17 protein-coding genes and 2 pseudogenes are annotated in these 17,399 nt (G+C 44.8%); 5 read left to right on the forward strand and 14 right to left on the reverse strand.

Going from position 1 to position 17,399, the window contains the following annotated elements; translation table 11 throughout:
- Window positions 1-188 precede the first annotated feature (188 nt).
- From GYO_RS39180 to opuBA, 4 genes are read right to left on the reverse strand one after another with little or no spacing between them, the layout of a single operon-like run.
- Window positions 189-860 (reverse strand): ABC transporter permease, encoded by a 672-nt coding sequence (locus GYO_RS39180; protein WP_014115185.1) that lies wholly within the window; start codon window positions 858-860, stop codon window positions 189-191.
- Between the two features lie 16 nt (window positions 861-876).
- Window positions 877-1,797: a choline ABC transporter substrate-binding lipoprotein OpuBC gene (gene opuBC / locus GYO_RS39185; protein ID WP_014115186.1), complete on the reverse strand. Its 921-nt coding sequence runs from the start codon at window positions 1,795-1,797 to the stop codon at window positions 877-879.
- A gap of 11 nt (window positions 1,798-1,808) precedes the next feature.
- Window positions 1,809-2,462, reverse strand: coding sequence for a choline ABC transporter permease OpuBB (gene opuBB / locus GYO_RS39190; RefSeq protein WP_014115187.1), 654 nt, complete (start codon window positions 2,460-2,462; stop codon window positions 1,809-1,811).
- A 14-nt stretch (window positions 2,463-2,476) separates the two neighbouring features.
- Complete coding sequence (opuBA, locus tag GYO_RS39195; protein ID WP_014115188.1) at window positions 2,477-3,622, reverse strand: choline ABC transporter ATP-binding protein OpuBA; 1,146 nt, start codon at window positions 3,620-3,622, stop codon at window positions 2,477-2,479.
- A gap of 284 nt (window positions 3,623-3,906) precedes the next feature.
- Here opuBA and GYO_RS39200 point away from each other — a divergent pair, with 284 nt between their 5' ends.
- A complete protein-coding gene (locus GYO_RS39200; protein WP_014115190.1) occupies window positions 3,907-4,440 on the forward strand; it encodes a GbsR/MarR family transcriptional regulator in 534 nt (177 codons plus the stop codon).
- 33 nt (window positions 4,441-4,473) lie between these two features.
- Here the strand turns inward: GYO_RS39200 and opuCD are convergent, their stop codons facing one another.
- The 4 genes from opuCD to opuCA are packed head-to-tail and all read right to left on the reverse strand — an operon-like array spanning window position 4,474 to window position 7,906.
- Window positions 4,474-5,142: a glycine betaine/carnitine/choline/choline sulfate ABC transporter permease OpuCD gene (opuCD, locus tag GYO_RS39205; protein WP_014115191.1), complete on the reverse strand. Its 669-nt coding sequence runs from the start codon at window positions 5,140-5,142 to the stop codon at window positions 4,474-4,476.
- Between the two features lie 17 nt (window positions 5,143-5,159).
- On the reverse strand, window positions 5,160-6,077 hold the full coding sequence (gene opuCC, locus GYO_RS39210; protein ID WP_014115192.1) for an osmoprotectant ABC transporter substrate-binding lipoprotein OpuCC: 918 nt from the start codon (window positions 6,075-6,077) through the stop codon (window positions 5,160-5,162).
- A 13-nt stretch (window positions 6,078-6,090) separates the two neighbouring features.
- Complete coding sequence (gene opuCB, locus GYO_RS39215; RefSeq protein ID WP_003219978.1) at window positions 6,091-6,744, reverse strand: glycine betaine/carnitine/choline/choline sulfate ABC transporter permease OpuCB; 654 nt, start codon at window positions 6,742-6,744, stop codon at window positions 6,091-6,093.
- Between the two features lie 22 nt (window positions 6,745-6,766).
- Window positions 6,767-7,906 carry an osmoprotectant ABC transporter ATP-binding protein OpuCA gene (opuCA, locus tag GYO_RS39220; protein WP_014115193.1) on the reverse strand — a complete coding sequence of 380 codons (1,140 nt, stop codon included), beginning with the start codon at window positions 7,904-7,906 and terminating at the stop codon, window positions 6,767-6,769.
- Window positions 7,907-8,169: 263 nt separating this feature from the next.
- On the opposite strand from opuCA, the gene opcR reads away from it, so the two are divergent.
- Window positions 8,170-8,727, forward strand: a complete 558-nt coding sequence (gene opcR, locus GYO_RS39225) for an opuC operon transcriptional regulator OpcR (RefSeq protein WP_014115194.1) — start codon at window positions 8,170-8,172, stop codon at window positions 8,725-8,727.
- A gap of 17 nt (window positions 8,728-8,744) precedes the next feature.
- Here the strand turns inward: opcR and GYO_RS43550 are convergent.
- A pseudogene (locus tag GYO_RS43550) lies at window positions 8,745-8,861 on the reverse strand (MarC family protein); the annotation flags it as partial.
- On the opposite strand from GYO_RS43550, the pseudogene GYO_RS39230 reads away from it, so the two are divergent.
- Both GYO_RS39230 and GYO_RS39235 read left to right on the forward strand, forming a co-directional pair.
- A pseudogene (locus tag GYO_RS39230) lies at window positions 8,857-9,102 on the forward strand (YvbH-like oligomerization domain-containing protein); the annotation flags it as partial. The pseudogenes GYO_RS43550 and GYO_RS39230 sit on opposite strands and share 5 nt — an antisense overlap.
- 152 nt (window positions 9,103-9,254) lie before the next feature.
- Window positions 9,255-9,953, forward strand: a complete 699-nt coding sequence (locus GYO_RS39235; RefSeq protein ID WP_014115196.1) for a zinc ribbon domain-containing protein — start codon at window positions 9,255-9,257, stop codon at window positions 9,951-9,953.
- Window positions 9,954-9,988: 35 nt separating this feature from the next.
- On the opposite strand, the gene GYO_RS39240 is transcribed toward GYO_RS39235, so the two are convergent.
- A complete protein-coding gene (locus tag GYO_RS39240) occupies window positions 9,989-11,803 on the reverse strand; it encodes a zinc ribbon domain-containing protein YvbJ (RefSeq protein ID WP_014115197.1) in 1,815 nt (604 codons plus the stop codon).
- 126 nt (window positions 11,804-11,929) lie between these two features.
- Here GYO_RS39240 and GYO_RS39245 point away from each other — a divergent pair, with 126 nt between their 5' ends.
- A complete protein-coding gene (locus tag GYO_RS39245; RefSeq protein WP_080010104.1) occupies window positions 11,930-12,397 on the forward strand; it encodes a GNAT family N-acetyltransferase in 468 nt (155 codons plus the stop codon).
- A gap of 42 nt (window positions 12,398-12,439) precedes the next feature.
- Here GYO_RS39245 and eno read toward each other — a convergent pair whose 3' ends face one another.
- The 4 genes from eno to GYO_RS39265 are packed head-to-tail and all read right to left on the reverse strand — an operon-like array spanning window position 12,440 to window position 17,265.
- Window positions 12,440-13,732 carry a phosphopyruvate hydratase gene (eno, locus tag GYO_RS39250; protein WP_007409956.1) on the reverse strand — a complete coding sequence of 431 codons (1,293 nt, stop codon included), beginning with the start codon at window positions 13,730-13,732 and terminating at the stop codon, window positions 12,440-12,442.
- 28 nt (window positions 13,733-13,760) lie between these two features.
- Window positions 13,761-15,296: a 2,3-bisphosphoglycerate-independent phosphoglycerate mutase gene (gene gpmI / locus GYO_RS39255; RefSeq protein ID WP_014115200.1), complete on the reverse strand. Its 1,536-nt coding sequence runs from the start codon at window positions 15,294-15,296 to the stop codon at window positions 13,761-13,763.
- On the reverse strand, window positions 15,289-16,050 hold the full coding sequence (tpiA, locus tag GYO_RS39260) for a triose-phosphate isomerase (RefSeq protein WP_010328643.1): 762 nt from the start codon (window positions 16,048-16,050) through the stop codon (window positions 15,289-15,291). The genes gpmI and tpiA overlap by 8 nt, the downstream gene beginning before the upstream one ends.
- A gap of 30 nt (window positions 16,051-16,080) precedes the next feature.
- A complete protein-coding gene (locus GYO_RS39265; protein ID WP_003219959.1) occupies window positions 16,081-17,265 on the reverse strand; it encodes a phosphoglycerate kinase in 1,185 nt (394 codons plus the stop codon).
- Between the last annotated feature and the right edge of the window lie 134 nt (window positions 17,266-17,399).

The following is a 17,399-nucleotide window of genomic DNA, read 5'->3' on the forward strand; positions in this document are numbered from 1 at the left end:
TCATATAATAACAACAATTCTACGTCCCTCTGCAGAGTCCTCCATTTTATTCTATTTAAACCAAAATTGTTACAATATTCTATTTGTACTATACATTCTAAAAATCAAAAAAATATCAAGATCCACCCAATAAATACCATAAAAAAGGACTCTTTTCCCTCTCAGAAAAGAATCCATTTTGCTTAACTCTATACACTTATTAACTTTTTTCTATTTTTTTGTTTCACTGGATTCAACAACCTTTCAATCCAGGCCATTATCAGATCTGCTCCTATGGCCATCACCGCAGTCGGGATCGCGCCAGCGAGAATAATCGCAGTTCCGTTTGTCGCATTTGAGCCACGGACGATCATATCCCCGAGCCCCCCGGCGCCGACAAATGTACCGATTGCTGTAATCCCGATGGCAATGACGAGAGCCGTGCGCAAGCCTGCCATAATGACAGAAAGCGCGAGCGGAAGCTCAACCATCCGGAGCACCTGGAATTTCGTCATGCCCATTGCGTTTCCCGATTCTAAGTAGGCGTGTTCAATGCTGACAATGCCTGTATACGTGTTTCGGATAATCGGCAGGAGGGAATACAGAAATAATGATACAATCACGGTGTTTGCGCCGAGCCCCATGACAAGCATTAAAACGGCCAGCATCGCGAGCGCAGGGATTGTCTGGATGACATTTGTTACGGCGAACACCCAGGCTGATAAGCGGCGATAATGCGCAATGAGGATTCCGACCGGAACCCCGACGACAGCAGCAAACAATACGCCGTAAACCGACATGAGAAAGTGGCGGCCGAATTCATCCATGACGTAGCTGCCGTTCTGCGCGTAATATGTCATTAACTGATCAAGCACGTTCATTGGCTTCGTCCTCCTTTCACGATTCGAAGTAGTGGTGCTTTTCTAAATATTCCTTGGCAACGACAGACGGTTCTTTTAGATTGCCGTCGACTTCATAGTTAAGCTCCTGCATTGTGGCTGTGTCGATTTTCCCGATCATTTTCTGGATGGTGCCTTCAAGCTCAGGATGTTCTTTGAGCACTTGTTCCGGAACAACCGGAGAGCAATCGTACGGCGGGAAAAATTGCTTATCATCCTTTAGCATTTTGAGACCATAGGACTTGATTCTTCCATCAGTCGAATACGCGAGGACAATGTCCATTTTTCCGCTTTTTACCGCATCATACACAAGCCCGATCTGCATTGGATACGTGCCGCCGAATGTCATGCCGTAGGTTTTTGTAAAATCTTGATAGCCGTTTCCCTTGAGCTTCATCCAATAGTTATCGACACCCAGCTTTAATTGCGGTGCCCATTTTTTCACATCTGATACGTTTTCTAAATGATATTGATCCGCCAGCTCCTTGCTGACCGTAAAGGCATACGTATTATCAAACCCGTAGGAGTCATACCATTTTAAATCATATCTTTTTTTAAACTCCCGCTGTGTTAGCGCCAGCGCTTTCTCCGGATCTTTCTCAGGTTCCATTCGCAGCGTTCCTGGCAGCGCGTCTCCCGTATATCTTGTGGCCGCAATGTCGATTTCCCCATTCATTAAGGCCTGCTGCTGTACCGCGTTAGAGCCGAGATTTTTAATGGTTGTTGTTTTAAGATCAGTATGGTGTTCGATCAGCTGGCCAAGCATGCTGGCGATGATTTCTGATTCGCTCATGCTTTGCGCGCCGATTTTAATGGTCTGGTCTGAAGCGGCGCTGAGCCCCGGAAGCGAACAGCCGCTCAACGTCAGCATTGCTGCAAGCGTTAACCCGATCATCCATTTGAGATATTTTCTTTTCATGAGCCGCCTCCTTATGAAACTTCCTTCAATCTCTGCATGCCGGCAGGTGTCAGTTTTCGTTCAGTCACTGCCAGCACATAATCAATCACAATTGCCAATATTGTAACGGGCACCGCGCCCCCGATGATATATTCCGGCTGATATAAATTCAGTCCGATAAAAATATAATCACCCAATCCGCCGCCTCCGATAAAGGAAGCAAGCGTAGCCCAGCCGATTAAGTAAATCGTCGATGTTCTGATTCCCGCCATGATGACAGGTGCGGCAAGCGGCAGCTCCACCAGGCGGACTTGTTCAGCCGGCGTCATTCCGATGCCTTTGCCAGACTCGAGCAGATTTTTGTTGACACCGCGAATGCCGGTATACGTGTTGCGCAGAATCGGCAGAACGGAGTAGAAAAACAATGCCACAATAGCTGGAACCTTCCCGACACCCAGTAGCGGAATAAAGAAGGCGAGAATCGCCAGACTCGGCAGCGTTTGAATGATATTGACGATGCCGATAATGGTGCCGGCTCCCTTTTTCATTCTAGTAAGGACAACCCCGAGGGGAACGGCAACGAGCACGCCTAAGATAACAGCAATGAGCGAGATCGTGATATGCTCAAATGTTTTATAAAGAAGTTCGACCCCGTTGGTTTGCAAAAATTGAATAATTTGATGCATGACTTATCGCCTCCCTATGACAATACCGCGAGCTGCTTTTCTTCTCCCCAGAGGGAGTCATACACGATGTCGACCAGACTTGCTCTAGTCACAATTCCGATTAAGCGCCGATTTTCATCCACAACAGGGACATATTTGACACCCCGTTTTAAAATTTTACGGACCGTGTCGCGCAGCAATGTGCCGCCCAATACTGTGTAAAGATCTTCATGCAGAACCTCTCCTACGAGATTGGCTTTTTTCCTGCATTGATCAATGATTTCAACATCCACATAGCCTTGGAGAACGTGCTCGTCATCAACGACAAGCAATGAATCAACACGCTCCTGCCTCATCAGCTGAATCGCTTCAGAAAGCGTTTTATCCGCGGTAATCGTTACAGGCTGCGTGTTCATAATCTGGTCAACCCGTTCCACATCCGGGCTGGATGACTGAATCAGCCGCTCCTTGCCGATAAATTCCTCAACAAATTCGTCTGCTGGATTTCTCAAAATATCATCGGGCGTTCCAACTTGAACGATTTCTCCCGCTTTTAAAATCACAATCCGGTCTGCCAGCTTAATCGCTTCATCCATATCGTGGGTAACAAATACGATGGTTTTATGTAAGGTTTTTTGCAGTTTTTTAAATTCTTCCTGAAGGGAATCCCTCGTAATCGGGTCGAGTGCCCCAAACGGTTCATCCATTAAGATAAGCGGCGGCTCCGCGGCAAGTGCCCGTAATACACCAATTCGCTGCTGCTGTCCCCCGCTTAATTCATGAGGGTAACGGTCTAAATATTCTGGCCCCATATCGACCAATTTCAGAAGCTCACGCGCCCGTTCTTTCCGCTGCTGCTCCGGCCATTTCAGCAGTTTAGGGACAAGAGAAATGTTCTGCTGAATGGTCATATGGGGAAACAGGCCGATCTGCTGAATGACATAGCCGATCTTACGCCTAAGCTCTACAGGGTCCTGTTCCATGATGTTTTCGCCGTCAATGAAAATCTTGCCGGCGGAAGGCTCAATTAATCGGTTAATCATTTTCATTGTTGTCGTTTTCCCGCAGCCGCTCGGACCGATAAAACAGATAAATTCGCCTTTTGCAATCTTAAGATTCACGTTGTTCACGGCTTTTTTGCCGCCCTTGTATGTTTTCGAGACATTTTCTAATGTCAGCAAACATCGCACCTCCAAAATTAAGTTTATTCAATTCGTTCAGTTTATATTTAATTTTTCAGACAATTGAATGCTTCCCATTATAGAATAAAGTTTATAAAATAAAAAGTTTACAATTTGTTCATATTGTTTATAAAGTATGTGTAAGCGCTGATTTACCCGCATTGACCTGTGATGATCTCCTTATTGCTCCAATTTCCTGCCAAATTCTCTTGTTGCAGCATTTCCGCCGTATCAAAAATGTGGTATATTGACATCGGAATTGTTAGCTGAAAGGATTGAAACCGTTGGAGAAAGATCCGTTAACGATCATTGAACAAGCTGAGGACCATTTAATAGAAAGAATCGCAGAAAACATGCATGCATTTGGAATGCCCTCTACCGTCGGACGTGTGCTGGGCATTATTTATATGAATCGAAAACCGATGACGCTGACCGAATTGTCTGAAGCGACCGGCATGAGCAAAACACGCATGAGCCAGGTTGTGCGGGAAATGCTAGATGCCAATATTGCCGAAAAAGTGTTCGAAAAGGGCGTGAGAAAAGATTTATATGAGGTTGAGCAGGACTACTACCAAACGTTTATCACGCTGTTTACAGCCACTTGGAGCAAAGTCGTCAGCAAAAACAAAATGATGCATAAAAAACTCAATCGGGAACTGCTCAGCGTCTTGGATGAAGAGCTTACCCCTGAAGCGGAAGAAAAAGTGAATGAGCTTCTGAAGGAATTAAAAGAATGGCTCGATTATTATAATTGGCTCGGGCGATTGATTGAGTTTTTTGAAAGCGAAGAGATTTTTAAATATGTGCCGAAGCCGTAAAAAAACGCCCTGTCATTCACAAGGCGTTTTTTCTTATGCGGCGCTGGCCAGATTTTTCTTCTTTTTAATCGGGCTTAACGCGCGTTCAAGCCCGCCCATGACCAAATCGGCAATCACCGCCATCAGAGCTGTGGGGATCGCGCCCGCTAATATTATCGCTGTTCCGTTTGTTGCGTTTGATCCCCTGACGATGATATCCCCCAGTCCGCCTGCACCGACAAATGTTCCGATGGCCGTAATGCCGATCGCAATGACAAGCGCTGTGCGAAGGCCCGCCATAATGACAGAAAGTGCAAGCGGAAGCTCGACCATCCGCAGCACTTGAAATTTTGTCATTCCCATCGCTTTTCCGGATTCAAGATAAGCGTGTTCAATGCTGATAATGCCTGTATACGTGTTTCTGATAATCGGCAGAAGTGAATACAGAAATAATGACAATATCACCGTATTAGCGCCCAGCCCCATGACAAGCATCAGCACAGCGAGCATGGCGAGAGCCGGGATGGTCTGAATGACGTTCGTCACCGCAAAAATCCACCCGCTTAATGTTCTGTATCTGGCGATCAGAATGCCGAGCGGAATTCCAACAATGGCGGCAAATAAAACGCCGTACACCGACATCAGAAAATGGCGGTAAAACTCCTGCAGCACGTAACCGCCGTTTTGCGAATAGTAAGTGCCAAGCTGCTCTAGTACTTCCATATGATCCGCCTCTTTTCTTAGTCAAAATAATGATGTTTCTCTAAAAATTCCTTTGCTACGACAGAAGGCTCCTTCAGTTTGCCATCTACCTCATAGTTAAGCTCCTGCATCGTTTCCGTATCGATTTGCCCAATCAGCTTATTGATCACACCTTCAAGCTCCGGATGTTCCTTAAGCACTTTTTCCGGAATCACCGGTGAACAGTCATACGGCGGGAAGAAACGCTTATCGTCTTTTAAGATTTTCAGATCATAGGCTTTAATCCGTCCATCCGTTGAATAAGCCAGAACGGCGTCCATTTTCCCATTTTTGACTGCGTCATAGACAAGCCCGATCTGCATCGGATAAGTTGTGCCGAACTCAAAGCCATATGTGCTGACAAAGCCTTTATATCCGTCGCCTTTTCGTTTCAGCCAGGCATTGTCGACGCCCAATTTATATTGTGAAGCGTTTTTCTTCAGGTCAGACACGGTGTTAATATGCTCCTTTTCCGCAAACTTTTTTGTTACGGTGAAGGCATATGTGTTATCAAATCCGTAGGAATCAAACCATTTATAGGAAAAGCGCTTCTTAAACTCGTTCTGCACAATGTTAAGTGCTTTTTTCGGATCCTTTTCCGCTTCCTTGCCGAGGGTGCTTGTTAAATCCGTTCCGGAATAGCGCGTGGCAGAAATATCAATGTCACCGCCCAGCATTGCTTGGTGCTGTACATAGTTTGATCCGAGGTTTTTCACTAAAGCAGTATTCAAATCTGTATCATGTTCAATAAGCTGCGCGATCATATTCGCTAAAATTTCTGATTCTGTCATGCTTTGCGCCCCGATTTTGATCGTTTCATCTGAAGCGCCGCCGAGTCCCGGCAAAGCACAGCCGCTCAGCAGCAGGACAAAGGTGAGAGCGAGCGCGCCAAGCCATTTGATTTTTTTCGTTTTCAACAAAGCCAACTCCTTACGAAACTTCCTTCATCCCTTGCAATCCTTTCGGCGTCACCTTTCGTTCTGTCACAGCCAGCACATAATCAATGATAATTGCCAGGATCGTGACCGGGACGGCGCCGCCAATGATATATTCAGGCTGATACAGGTTCAGGCCGATAAAAATGTAGTCACCGAGACCGCCGCCGCCGATAAACGACGCAAGTGTCGCCCAGCCGATTAAATAAATCGTTGACGTGCGGATTCCCGCCATGATGATCGGAATCGCCAGCGGGATTTCGACGAGCCGAATCTGCTCCCATCCGGTCATGCCAATCCCTTTGCCCGATTCCAGCAGATTTTTGTTTACACCTTTGATGCCGGTATACGTATTACGCAGGATCGGCAGCACCGAATAGAAAAATAAAGCGACAATCGCAGGCACTTTCCCTACGCCGAGAAGCGGAATAAAAAAGGCTAAAATCGCCAGACTCGGCAAGGTTTGCACAATGTTGACGACACCTATAATCGCACCTGCACCTTTTTTCATTCTAGTGAGAGCGACACCGAGCGGCACTGCTACGATTATGCCCAATACAACGGCTATGAGTGAAATATATAAATGCTCTCCTGTTTTATACAGCAGCTCTCCGCCGTTCGTTTGCAAAAAAGTCATCATTTGATTCATCTTAAAAGAGCTCCTCCCCTGATCAGATCGTCATAAGCTGGTCTTCCTCACCCCATATAGAGTCGTATACGATATCAACAAGGCTCGCTCTCGTCACAATTCCTGCTAAATGGTTCTGTTCATCCACCACAGGAACATACTTGATTCCCTGCTTCAAGATTTTTCGGACCGTATCGCGAAGAAGCGCCCCTTTTTGTACGGTATATATATCAGAGCGGTATACATCGCCAACGACGCTCGCTTTTTTGCGGTTTTGATCAATCATTTCCACATCAACATAGCCCTTCAGCACATTTTGCCGGTCTACAACGAGCAGCGAATCGACACGTTTTTCTCTCATCAGCTGAATCGCCTGAGAAAGCGTTTTGTCCGCTGTGACCGTGACAGGCGTTCTGTTCATCATCTGCTCAACCCGCTCAATTTCAGGCCTTGTCTGGATCAGGCGCTCTTTCCCGATAAATTCTTCCACAAATTCATTCGCCGGGTTCCGGAGAATCTCATCAGGTGTACCGACTTGAACGATTTCTCCCGCTTTTAAAATCACAATCCGGTCAGCAAGCTTAATGGCTTCATCCATATCGTGGGTTACAAACACAATGGTTTTGTTTAGTGTTCTTTGCAGTTTTTTAAATTCTTCCTGAAGGGAATCACGCGTAATCGGATCAAGCGCTCCGAACGGTTCATCCATTAAAATGAGAGGGGGTTCCGCAGCCAGTGCACGCAGCACGCCGATTCTTTGCTGCTGTCCGCCACTGAGCTCATGGGGATAACGGTCTAAATATTCCGGGCCCATATCCACGAGCTTTAACAGCTCTCTCGCCCGTTCTTTCCGTTTTTCTTCAGGCCATTTCAGCAGTTTTGGTACGAGTGAGATATTCTGCTGAATGGTCATGTGAGGGAACAAACCAATCTGCTGAATCACATAGCCGATTTTTCTCCTCAGCTCAACCGGGTCCTGTTCCATAATATTTTCTCCGTCGATAAAGATCCTTCCCGACGATGGTTCTATCAGTCTGTTAATCATCTTCATCGTCGTCGTTTTTCCGCAGCCGCTCGGGCCGATAAAACAGATAAACTCACCCTTGGCAATATCTAAATCAATGCTGTTCACAGCTTTTTTTCCGCCCTTATATACTTTTGACACTTGTTCCAATTTCAGCAATCCGTGCACCTCCGCAGGTTTCCTTTGATTTTTCTGAAAAGTATAATCTTTATTATAGTTTGAACTTTATAAAATAAAAAGTTTACAATGTGTTGAAATTATATGTTATTTACAGATTATTTATTGTTATGACCAAAACGGAAAGGGTGTTCTTACAATTACGCCGGATACCTCCCTCTTCCTCTGCATTCAGCTATTTTCAACAACTGGCAGAAATATGATATATTGACACCATCAATTGCCATTTGAAGGGATGATCAGCTGTGGAAAAAACTGCTCTCGACATCATTGAACATGCTGAAGAGCATCTCATTGAGAAGATTGCCGATAATATGCATACGTTTGGAATGCCTTCAACTGTCGGGCGTGTGCTTGGAATTATTTATATGAATCGAAAACCGATGACATTAAGCGAGCTCTCTGAGGCAACGGGCATGAGCAAAACACGGATGAGCCAAGTTGTCCGTGAAATGATCGATGCCAATATTGCCGAAAAGGTGTTTGAAAAAGGCGTACGAAAAGACCTTTATGACGTCGAGCAGGATTATTATCAAACCTTCATTTCTTTATTTGCGGCGAATTGGACAAAGGTCGTGAGCAAAAACAAAGTGCTGTATAAAAAATTAAACCGGGAGCTGACTGATCTTTTACAAAGGGACGGGCTTACCCCCGAAGCGGAAGAGAAAGTCAATCAGCTGCTGAATGAACTAAGAGAATGGCTTCATTACTATGACTGGCTGAGCAGATTGATTGAATTTTTTGAGAGTGAGGAAGTCTTTCAATACGTGCCGAAAACAAAAGAAAGCAGCTCCCTGAAGTAAGGGAACTGCTTTTTGCATTATGACGTTAAGATCGGAAACATGCCTTTCAGCCCGGCACCAATCATTCCGACCGCAACGACCGCCAAGATTAATCCCATCAGTCTGGTAATGACGTTCATCTCGGTTTTAAAGTTAAAAGACCTATATAAAGCACTGCTTCGCATCGCCAAAACAATCTATGAAAATGATATTTTAATCAATCAAGCGGAACAAAGCTTAGATAAAGCCGTGACTATTCTTCATCACACCCGTCCTGAACACGTCAACATTGTTTCTCAATATAAAGAACTGGCCGAAATCAGATTCACTTGGCTGACATCCGTTCGCTCGCAGTATCATCTTAAGGATTTTGGAGATGTATTTGAAAAATATTTAATAACTAGCATAAAAAAAGACACAGCTGGTATTGGGCTCGTGTCTTTTTTGTGTGGTATTTTTGTATGAATATTGGTTACTTTACAACTTTTTTCTTTTATAATAAAACTAGTAGTCTATTTTCCCTATATTACAGCTAAAGGAGTAATTTTATGTATTGTCCTCAATGCGGCCATCAAACAGATGGCGGAAAGTTTTGTGAGAAATGCGGATCACCGCTCCCTGGTCAATCAGGCCAACAGCAGGCAGCGCAAACCGGAGCCGCTGCAAAACAAGCAGCAAAGCAGTTCGGATCTTTTGTCCTGGCCGTCCTGAAACGCCCTTATCAGGAATGTAAAACAACAGGCGGAGAGCAGCTGATCAGCGCGATAATTACGTTGGTTCTTTTCAGTTTGCTGACCCCTTTGATGTTTTATATTCTTTTTTCAGACGGTCCCGGCAGTGTAAGCTTTACAGCAGTCTTTTTAGAGCCAACCATTTACTTTGCCCTGTTTATTTTCGGTTTGCATGCATTGATCTTTTTCGCCTTAAAAATCGCGGGAAACCCAGTATCTTTCAAAGATTCATTTTCCAGATTTGGTGCGTTTCTCATTCCATTTACGGCTATTTTGATTATTGCCCTTTTATTCTTTTTATTACATACAGACATATGCTTCACCGTGTTAGCTGTTGGTTTAATCGGTGCATTCTTTGCCATTCCTCCTGCGATGCTGAGCAGTTACCAGCATTCATATAAAGGAAAGGTTGATATCATTTACTCAACGATTGTGATTTATCTGATCACATGCGTTACATTTCAGCTTATTATCGAACACTATATGAAAGAGATTTTCCGTTATATGCTCTTTTAAAAACAACCCCATCACCTGCTGGTGATGGGGTTATTTTATTGAATAGACGTTAAGTAAATTCTTCCGTTCTTCACTACGCCGGTATAGGTCCAGTTATATGTTCTGAGCTTTGGACTGCCACCTGATTTTGTGATGTAGAATTCTTCATACGTTTTAATCGTAATCGCTGATCCATTTTGGCTCCAGCTTTTCACTTCATAGTTATTAAAGTCTTCTGTTGTCCCCTCTTTATTTAATTTCGCCACGAGGTGCTGCTGGTCGGAATAAAGGGAACTGCCTTTTTCAAGGCTGTCTTCCATCAGCGAGAAATTATTTTGATTCACGGCATCTGCCTGACCTTGCAGATAACTGCCCATAAATAATGTCACTTGTTCATCTGTAACATCACCGCTTGTTGACCTTTTACTGTCTTTATTTTTTGAGTCTTCCCAGGCGGATGTATACGTCTCCGGTTTATCATTTTTGATTTTCTTTACATTTGTTCCGGCAGATTCAAATGTTGATTCTGCATTTTCGAAAATCCATTTTTTCTGTTTTTTATCATATGAAAGGAGATATTCGTAACTCGGGCTGTCATCAGTCATTTCAGGATTTGAATAGTCGTTATACGAAGAAGACTGGTGAAGTTCTTTCCCTGTTACCGATACCTGCCATGTCCCGTCGTTTTTCTGAGAGAGCGCGAATGTATCTAGGTCAAAATCTGTTTCTAAGTATTTATCTTTTAAGTATGAATCCGTGTTTTTCATTGAATCGACGGTATCCTTCGTCTCTGCTTTCCATTTGGCACTAGCCTCTGTCATCTGGGCTGTATTCCCATCTGATAGCGCTTTAGAGTACTGTTTTGTTGTTTTGACAATCGTGTTCATCATCGTTTCCTGAGTATCTTGATCAGGAATTAACGTTAATTCCATTTCTTTATGATCAATCGGAACGCCCGCTGTTTTTGTTTTTCCCCATGGAAACTCTGCTTCGACCGAAGCCGTCATGGATCCGTCTGTCAGAAGCGGGCCGTATGTTACGGATTTGAACGGGTCTTTATGAATCGACTTGCCGTTAATCAGCAAATCTCCCTTCCCGCTTTTAATGTCATCCGCTAAGCTGAATGTCACATCGTCAGCTTCCAATGAGAGATCCACACGAAAGCTGTTATCGCCAACCGCCTGAATGTCTTCCTTTTTCACAAGATCGACTACATCGTTTTTCAGTTTGGCTGAGACTGTATAGTCACCGGGAATGTACGGACCGAGGGTTTGTGCTTGATCCGCCTTCTTTACAGATCCGGCTTCCTCTTTGTTGACATATAAATCGGTATTTTTATAATTGCTGGTCACTTCAAAATAAACAGGTGCTATCTTTAAGTCATAATGGTCAAATACTAGCACGCTTTTCCCGTCTTTCTCCGCATATACGATATCCTTTTGGGCTGTTTCAGCACGCAGCGATGCAAAAAGCTCATCTTTTTTGTCAGGATGGTCCTTTAAATAGGTAAGAAACGGTTTTACATTATTTTTAGTCAGATTGAGCTTGTCATTTACCGGCGTAAGGAGAGACGCGATTTGCTCTTTATCCTCATCATTTACAGCCTGTTCAAATTTGTCGACTAACCTATCCTTTGAAGTAAAGTACGCTCCGGTTTTATATGCGGCGAATAATATGATGCACGCTGCGGCAATGCTGCTCCATAAAACGATGGTCTTCTTAGGGATTGGTTTTCGAGGAGCCTGCCTCGTTTCAGCATTACTTGCTGTTTCTTTATGTGCCTGTCTGCCGCTCTCTCCGATCGGGGTGCCGCATTCTTTACAAAACTTGGCTCCTTCTTTATTTTTTTGACCGCATTCCTTACAAAACATGTGACTTTCCTCCTATTTTCTATCCACTAATTTGTACAGATTTCCTATGTTACATATTTTATAATAGAATGGTATGAAATTGGAGGAAATCACAAAAATATCTCTATAAACATGTGAAAAGGTGGAATAATGATGCAACAGCTCACCATTCAAAAAGCTACAAACTATAACCAAGCGCTGTATGAGCTTCTGCTGCTCGCCGATCCGTCGAAAGAGATTGTTGATGAATACATAACCAGAGGAGAATGCTACACTGCCTATATATCGGGCGAGCTGGCTGGTGTATACGTGATGATCACAACCAGACCGCAAACCGTAGAAATCGTTAACATCGCAGTAAAACCAACAATGCAAAAACAGGGCATTGGCAAGCTTCTTATCCGCGATGCCATTGAAAAAGCGAAACAAATGGGAGCAAAGGTGATTGAGATTGGCACTGGAAATTCCAGCATCCATCAGCTGTCTCTTTATCAAAAATGTGGATTCCGCCTTCAGGCGATCGATCATGATTTTTTTATTAGACACTATGATGAGGAGATCTTTGAAAACGGCATTCAATGCCGCGATATGGTGAGGCTTTATTTGGATCTCTAAAACATAAAAAAACCGCCGAGAATTCTCCCGGCGGTCATTTTATTACTTGTTTAAGTTGTAGAAAGAGTTAATACCGTGGTATTGAGCAGTTTCAGCCAACTGATCTTCGATGCGAAGAAGCTGGTTGTATTTCGCAACACGGTCCGTACGAGACGGAGCACCTGTTTTGATTTGTCCTGCGTTTGTTGCCACAGCGATGTCAGCGATTGTGCTGTCTTCAGTTTCACCAGAACGGTGAGAGATAACAGCAGTGTAGCCTGCGCGTTTCGCCATTTCGATCGCATCGAATGTTTCAGTCAATGTACCGATTTGGTTTACTTTGATCAGGATAGAGTTGCCTACGCCGTTTTTGATACCTTCAGCAAGTTTTTTCGTGTTTGTAACGAAGAGGTCATCACCAACAAGCTGAACTTTTTTGCCAAGACGCTCAGTAAGAAGCTTGTGACCTTCCCAGTCGTTTTCGTCAAGTCCGTCTTCGATAGAGATGATTGGGTATTTAGAAACCATTTCTTCGTACCAATCAACCATTTCAGCAGATGTTTTCACAACGCCTTCGCCAGACAGATGGTATTTGCCGTCTTCTTTGTTGTAGAACTCAGAAGATGCAGCATCCATAGCAAGTTTCACTTCTTCGCCAGGTTTGAAGCCGGCTTTTTCGATTGCTTCAACGATTGTTTGAAGCGCTTCTTCGTTAGAACCAAGGTTTGGAGCGAATCCGCCTTCATCACCTACAGCTGTGTTCATTCCTTTAGCAGAAAGAACTGATTTCAGGCTGTGGAAGATTTGAGCGCCCATGCGAAGTGCTTCACGGAAGTTAGGGGCACCTACAGGCATGATCATGAATTCTTGAATATCCACGTTGTTATCAGCATGCTCTCCGCCGTTTACGATGTTCATCATCGGTACAGGAAGCGTTTTTGAGTTGAATCCTCCAAGGTATTGGTAAAGAGGAATCTGTAAGAAATCAGCAGCAGCGCGCGCACAAGCCATAGATACGCCAAGGATTGCGTTCGCACCAAGTTTGCCTTTGTTTTCAGTACCGTCAAGCTCGATTAAAAGCTGGTCGATAGCGTTTTGTTCAGTTACATCAAAGCCAAGAAGCTCTGGAGAAATGATTTCGTTTACGTTGTTAACAGCTGTTAACACGCCTTTTCCAAGGTAACGGTCTTTGTCGCCGTCACGAAGCTCAACTGCTTCGTATTCACCTGTAGAAGCTCCGCTTGGCACTAGTGCGCGGCCGAAAGCTCCTGTTTCTGTATATACTTCAACTTCAACTGTTGGGTTGCCGCGGGAGTCTAATACTTCGCGTGCATAAACATCAACAATGTATGGCATGAGTTTTGTCTCTCCTTTTGATTTCAAATTATTTTTGAATTAACGATGTTCCTGTCATTTCTTTCGGTTTTTCAACACCGAGAAGGTCTAATAACGTTGGTGCAAGGTCGCCTAGGATTCCGCCTTCACGCAGCGTGATGCCTTCCTTCGTAACAATCACAGGGACTGGATTTGTCGTATGTGCAGTGTGCGGTTCGCCTGATTCTGTAATCAGAATATCAGCATTACCGTGATCAGCGGTAATGATAGCATGTCCGCCTTTAGCGAGAATCGCGTCAACGACTTCGCCTAAGCATTCGTCCACTGCTTCAATTGCTTTAATTGTTGGTTCAACCATTCCGGAGTGGCCGACCATATCAGGGTTTGCAAAGTTAAGAATGATCGCGTCATGCTTGTCAGCTTCAATTTCTTTGACAAGCGCGTCCTTCACTTCATACGCACTCATTTCAGGCTTCAAGTCATATGTTGCAACTTTCGGCGAGTTGATGAGAATACGCTCTTCACCCGGGAATTCAGCTTCACGTCCGCCGCTCATAAAGAACGTGACGTGCGGATACTTTTCAGTTTCTGCAATTCGAAGCTGTTTTAATCCATGCTGAGATAATACTTCTCCGACTGTGTTATCAAGATTTATCGGTTTAAACGCTACATAGCCGTCAACTGATTCACTGAAGTGAGTCAGGCAGACGAAATGCAGGTTCTTCGGATAATTCTCGCCGCGGTCGAAATCGCGGAAGTCTTTGTTTGTGAACGTGTTAGAAATCTGGATGGCGCGGTCCGGTCTGAAATTATAGAAAATCACAGAATCGCCGTCTTGGATTTTCGCAACAGGCTCACCGTTTTCTTTTGTGATGACAGATGGAATCACGAATTCATCATAAATTCCGTTCGCATATGAATCATCCACAACATCCAGTGCGCTGCGGTATGTCGGGCCTTCGCCGTATGCCATTGCGCGGTACGCTTTTTCTACGCGGTCCCAGCGTTTGTCGCGGTCCATTGAGTAGTAGCGTCCGGAAACGCTGGCGATTTCTCCAACACCGATTTCCTCAATTTGTTCGTTCAGCTGGTTGATGTATGTTTTCGCTGTTTGCGGACCTACATCACGGCCGTCAAGGAAACCATGAATGTAAACCTTTGTCAGCCCTTCATTTTTCGCAAGCTTTAACAATGCGAACAAATGATTGATGTGGCTGTGCACGCCGCCGTCTGATAAAAGGCCGAACAGGTGCAGGGCTTTGTCGTTTTCTTTCGCGTTGTTAATCGCGTCAAGGAATGTTTGATTGCGTTCGAACTCTCCTTCACGAATGGCAACATTTACGCGTGTTAAGCTTTGGTACACAATACGTCCCGCACCGATATTTAAGTGACCTACTTCGGAGTTCCCCATTTGCCCTTCAGGAAGACCTACAGCCTCGCCTGAAGCAGTCAATGTTTGATGAGGATACTGGTTCCAGTAGCGGTCAAAATTCGGTTTTTTCGCTAAAGCGACTGCGTTTCCTACTGTTTCGTTACGTAATCCGAACCCATCAAGAATGATGAGTGCAGCTGGTTTTTTACTCATATTGACCTTCCTCCAATAATTGAACGAATGACTGTGGCTCAAGGCTCGCGCCGCCGACCAAAGCACCGTCAATATCGGATTCTGCCATATATTCTTTAATGTTTGCAGGCTTTACGCTTCCGCCATATTGGATGCGAAGCTTGTCTGCAACTTCTTGGCTGAAGCTTTCAGCGACGGTTTTACGGATATGCGCACACACGTCGTTCGCATCTTTTGCTGTAGAAGATTTGCCTGTTCCGATTGCCCAGATTGGCTCATACGCAATAACAGAAGCAGCAACTTGTTCTTCAGAAAGACCAGCAAGGCCTTTTTTCACTTGGTCAGCAACAAGATCATTTGTTTTGCCGGCTTCGCGCTCTTCAAGCGTTTCACCTACACAGATGATCGGCACAATGCCGTGTTTGAAAGCAGCGTGTGCTTTTTTGTTAACTGTTTCATCAGTTTCAGCGAACATTTCACGGCGCTCAGAGTGGCCGATGACGCAGTAGTCAACGCCAAGGTCGTTAAGAGCAACCGGGCTGATTTCGCCTGTGAACGCGCCGCTTTCTTCGAAGTGCATGTTTTGTGCGCCGACTTTTAGGTCAGTGCCTTTAACAGCAGAAGTAAGCTTTTCTAAGAAAAGTGCTGGCGCGCAAACAACAGCTTCCGCTTTGTCTGCTGCTGGAATGGAAGATTTCACTTCTTCAACGAAGCTGACAGCTTCGCCGAGTGTTTTGTTCATTTTCCAGTTACCGGCGATAATTGGTTTTCTCATCTGTTCCACTTCCTTATAGCAGTTTTGAGATTATTTATCGTTAAGTGCAGCTACCCCTGGAAGCTCTTTGCCTTCCATAAACTCAAGGGATGCGCCGCCGCCTGTTGAGATGTGGCTCATTTTGTCAGCAAGGCCGAATTTTTCAACCGCTGCCGCAGAGTCTCCTCCGCCGATGACAGAGTATGTATCTTTCGCCTCTGCCAATGCTTCCGCAACCGCTTTTGTTCCTTGAGCGAACAAGTCGATTTCGAATACGCCCATCGGTCCGTTCCACACGACAAGTTTGCTGTTTTTGATTACGTCAGCATATGTTTCGCGTGTTTTCGTACCAATGTCGATTGCTTCTAAATCACTAGGGATTTCAGAGATCGGCACAATTTTCACGTTTGCATCGTTAGAGAAATCATCTGCAACGAGTACATCTTCAGGCATGTAGAAGTTAACGCCTTTTTCTTTCGCGCGGTCCATAAATGATTTCGCAAGCTCGATTTTATCCTCTTCAAGAAGAGATTTACCGACTTCATGGCCAAGCGCTTTAACGAATGTATAAGCAAGACCTCCGCCGATGATCAGGTTGTCTACTTTATCAAGAAGACTTTCGATCACACCGATTTTGTCTTTTACTTTCGCTCCGCCGATGATCGCTGTGAACGGGCGGTCAGGGTTAGAAACCGCTTTTCCGAGTACGTCAAGCTCTTTTTCCATTAAGAAACCTGCAACTGCTGGCAGATGCTCGGCAATTCCAGCTGTAGATGCGTGAGCACGGTGGGCAGCACCGAATGCGTCATTTACATATACATCTGCAAGCTCAGCAAATGCTTTTGCAAGCTCAGGATCATTTTTCTCTTCACCAGGGTAGAAACGTACGTTTTCCAATACAAGAACGTCTCCGTCCTTCATGTCAGAAATTTGTGCTTTTACAGCATCACCGTAAGCTTCATCCGCTTTTTTCACTTCTTTGCCAAGCAGTTCGCCGAGACGTGCAGCGACAGGAGTTAAACGAAGCTCCTCAACCACTTCGCCTTTCGGGCGGCCTAAGTGGCTCGCAAGAAGGACTTTTGCGCCTTGTTCTGCAAGGTGTTTGATTGTTGGAAGCGCAGCACGGATACGTGTATCGTCTGTTACTTCCCCGTCTTTCATTGGAACGTTAAAGTCAACGCGGCAGAATACAACTTTGCCTTTTACGTCGATGTCTTTGAGAGTTTTCTTATTCATGCCTAGGAGATCCTCCTTCAAAATGGTTTGCATACAGCACGAAAAACGTGAAACCGTCTGGTCAAGCGATAACTCCGCTAGGGCAGATCGCAGTCTTTTTCGGCACAGGGCAGTTCGTCTGAAGCCAGGGCAGC

It is taken from the genome of Bacillus spizizenii TU-B-10, from assembly GCF_000227465.1.
Lineage (GTDB): Bacteria > Bacillota > Bacilli > Bacillales > Bacillaceae > Bacillus > Bacillus spizizenii.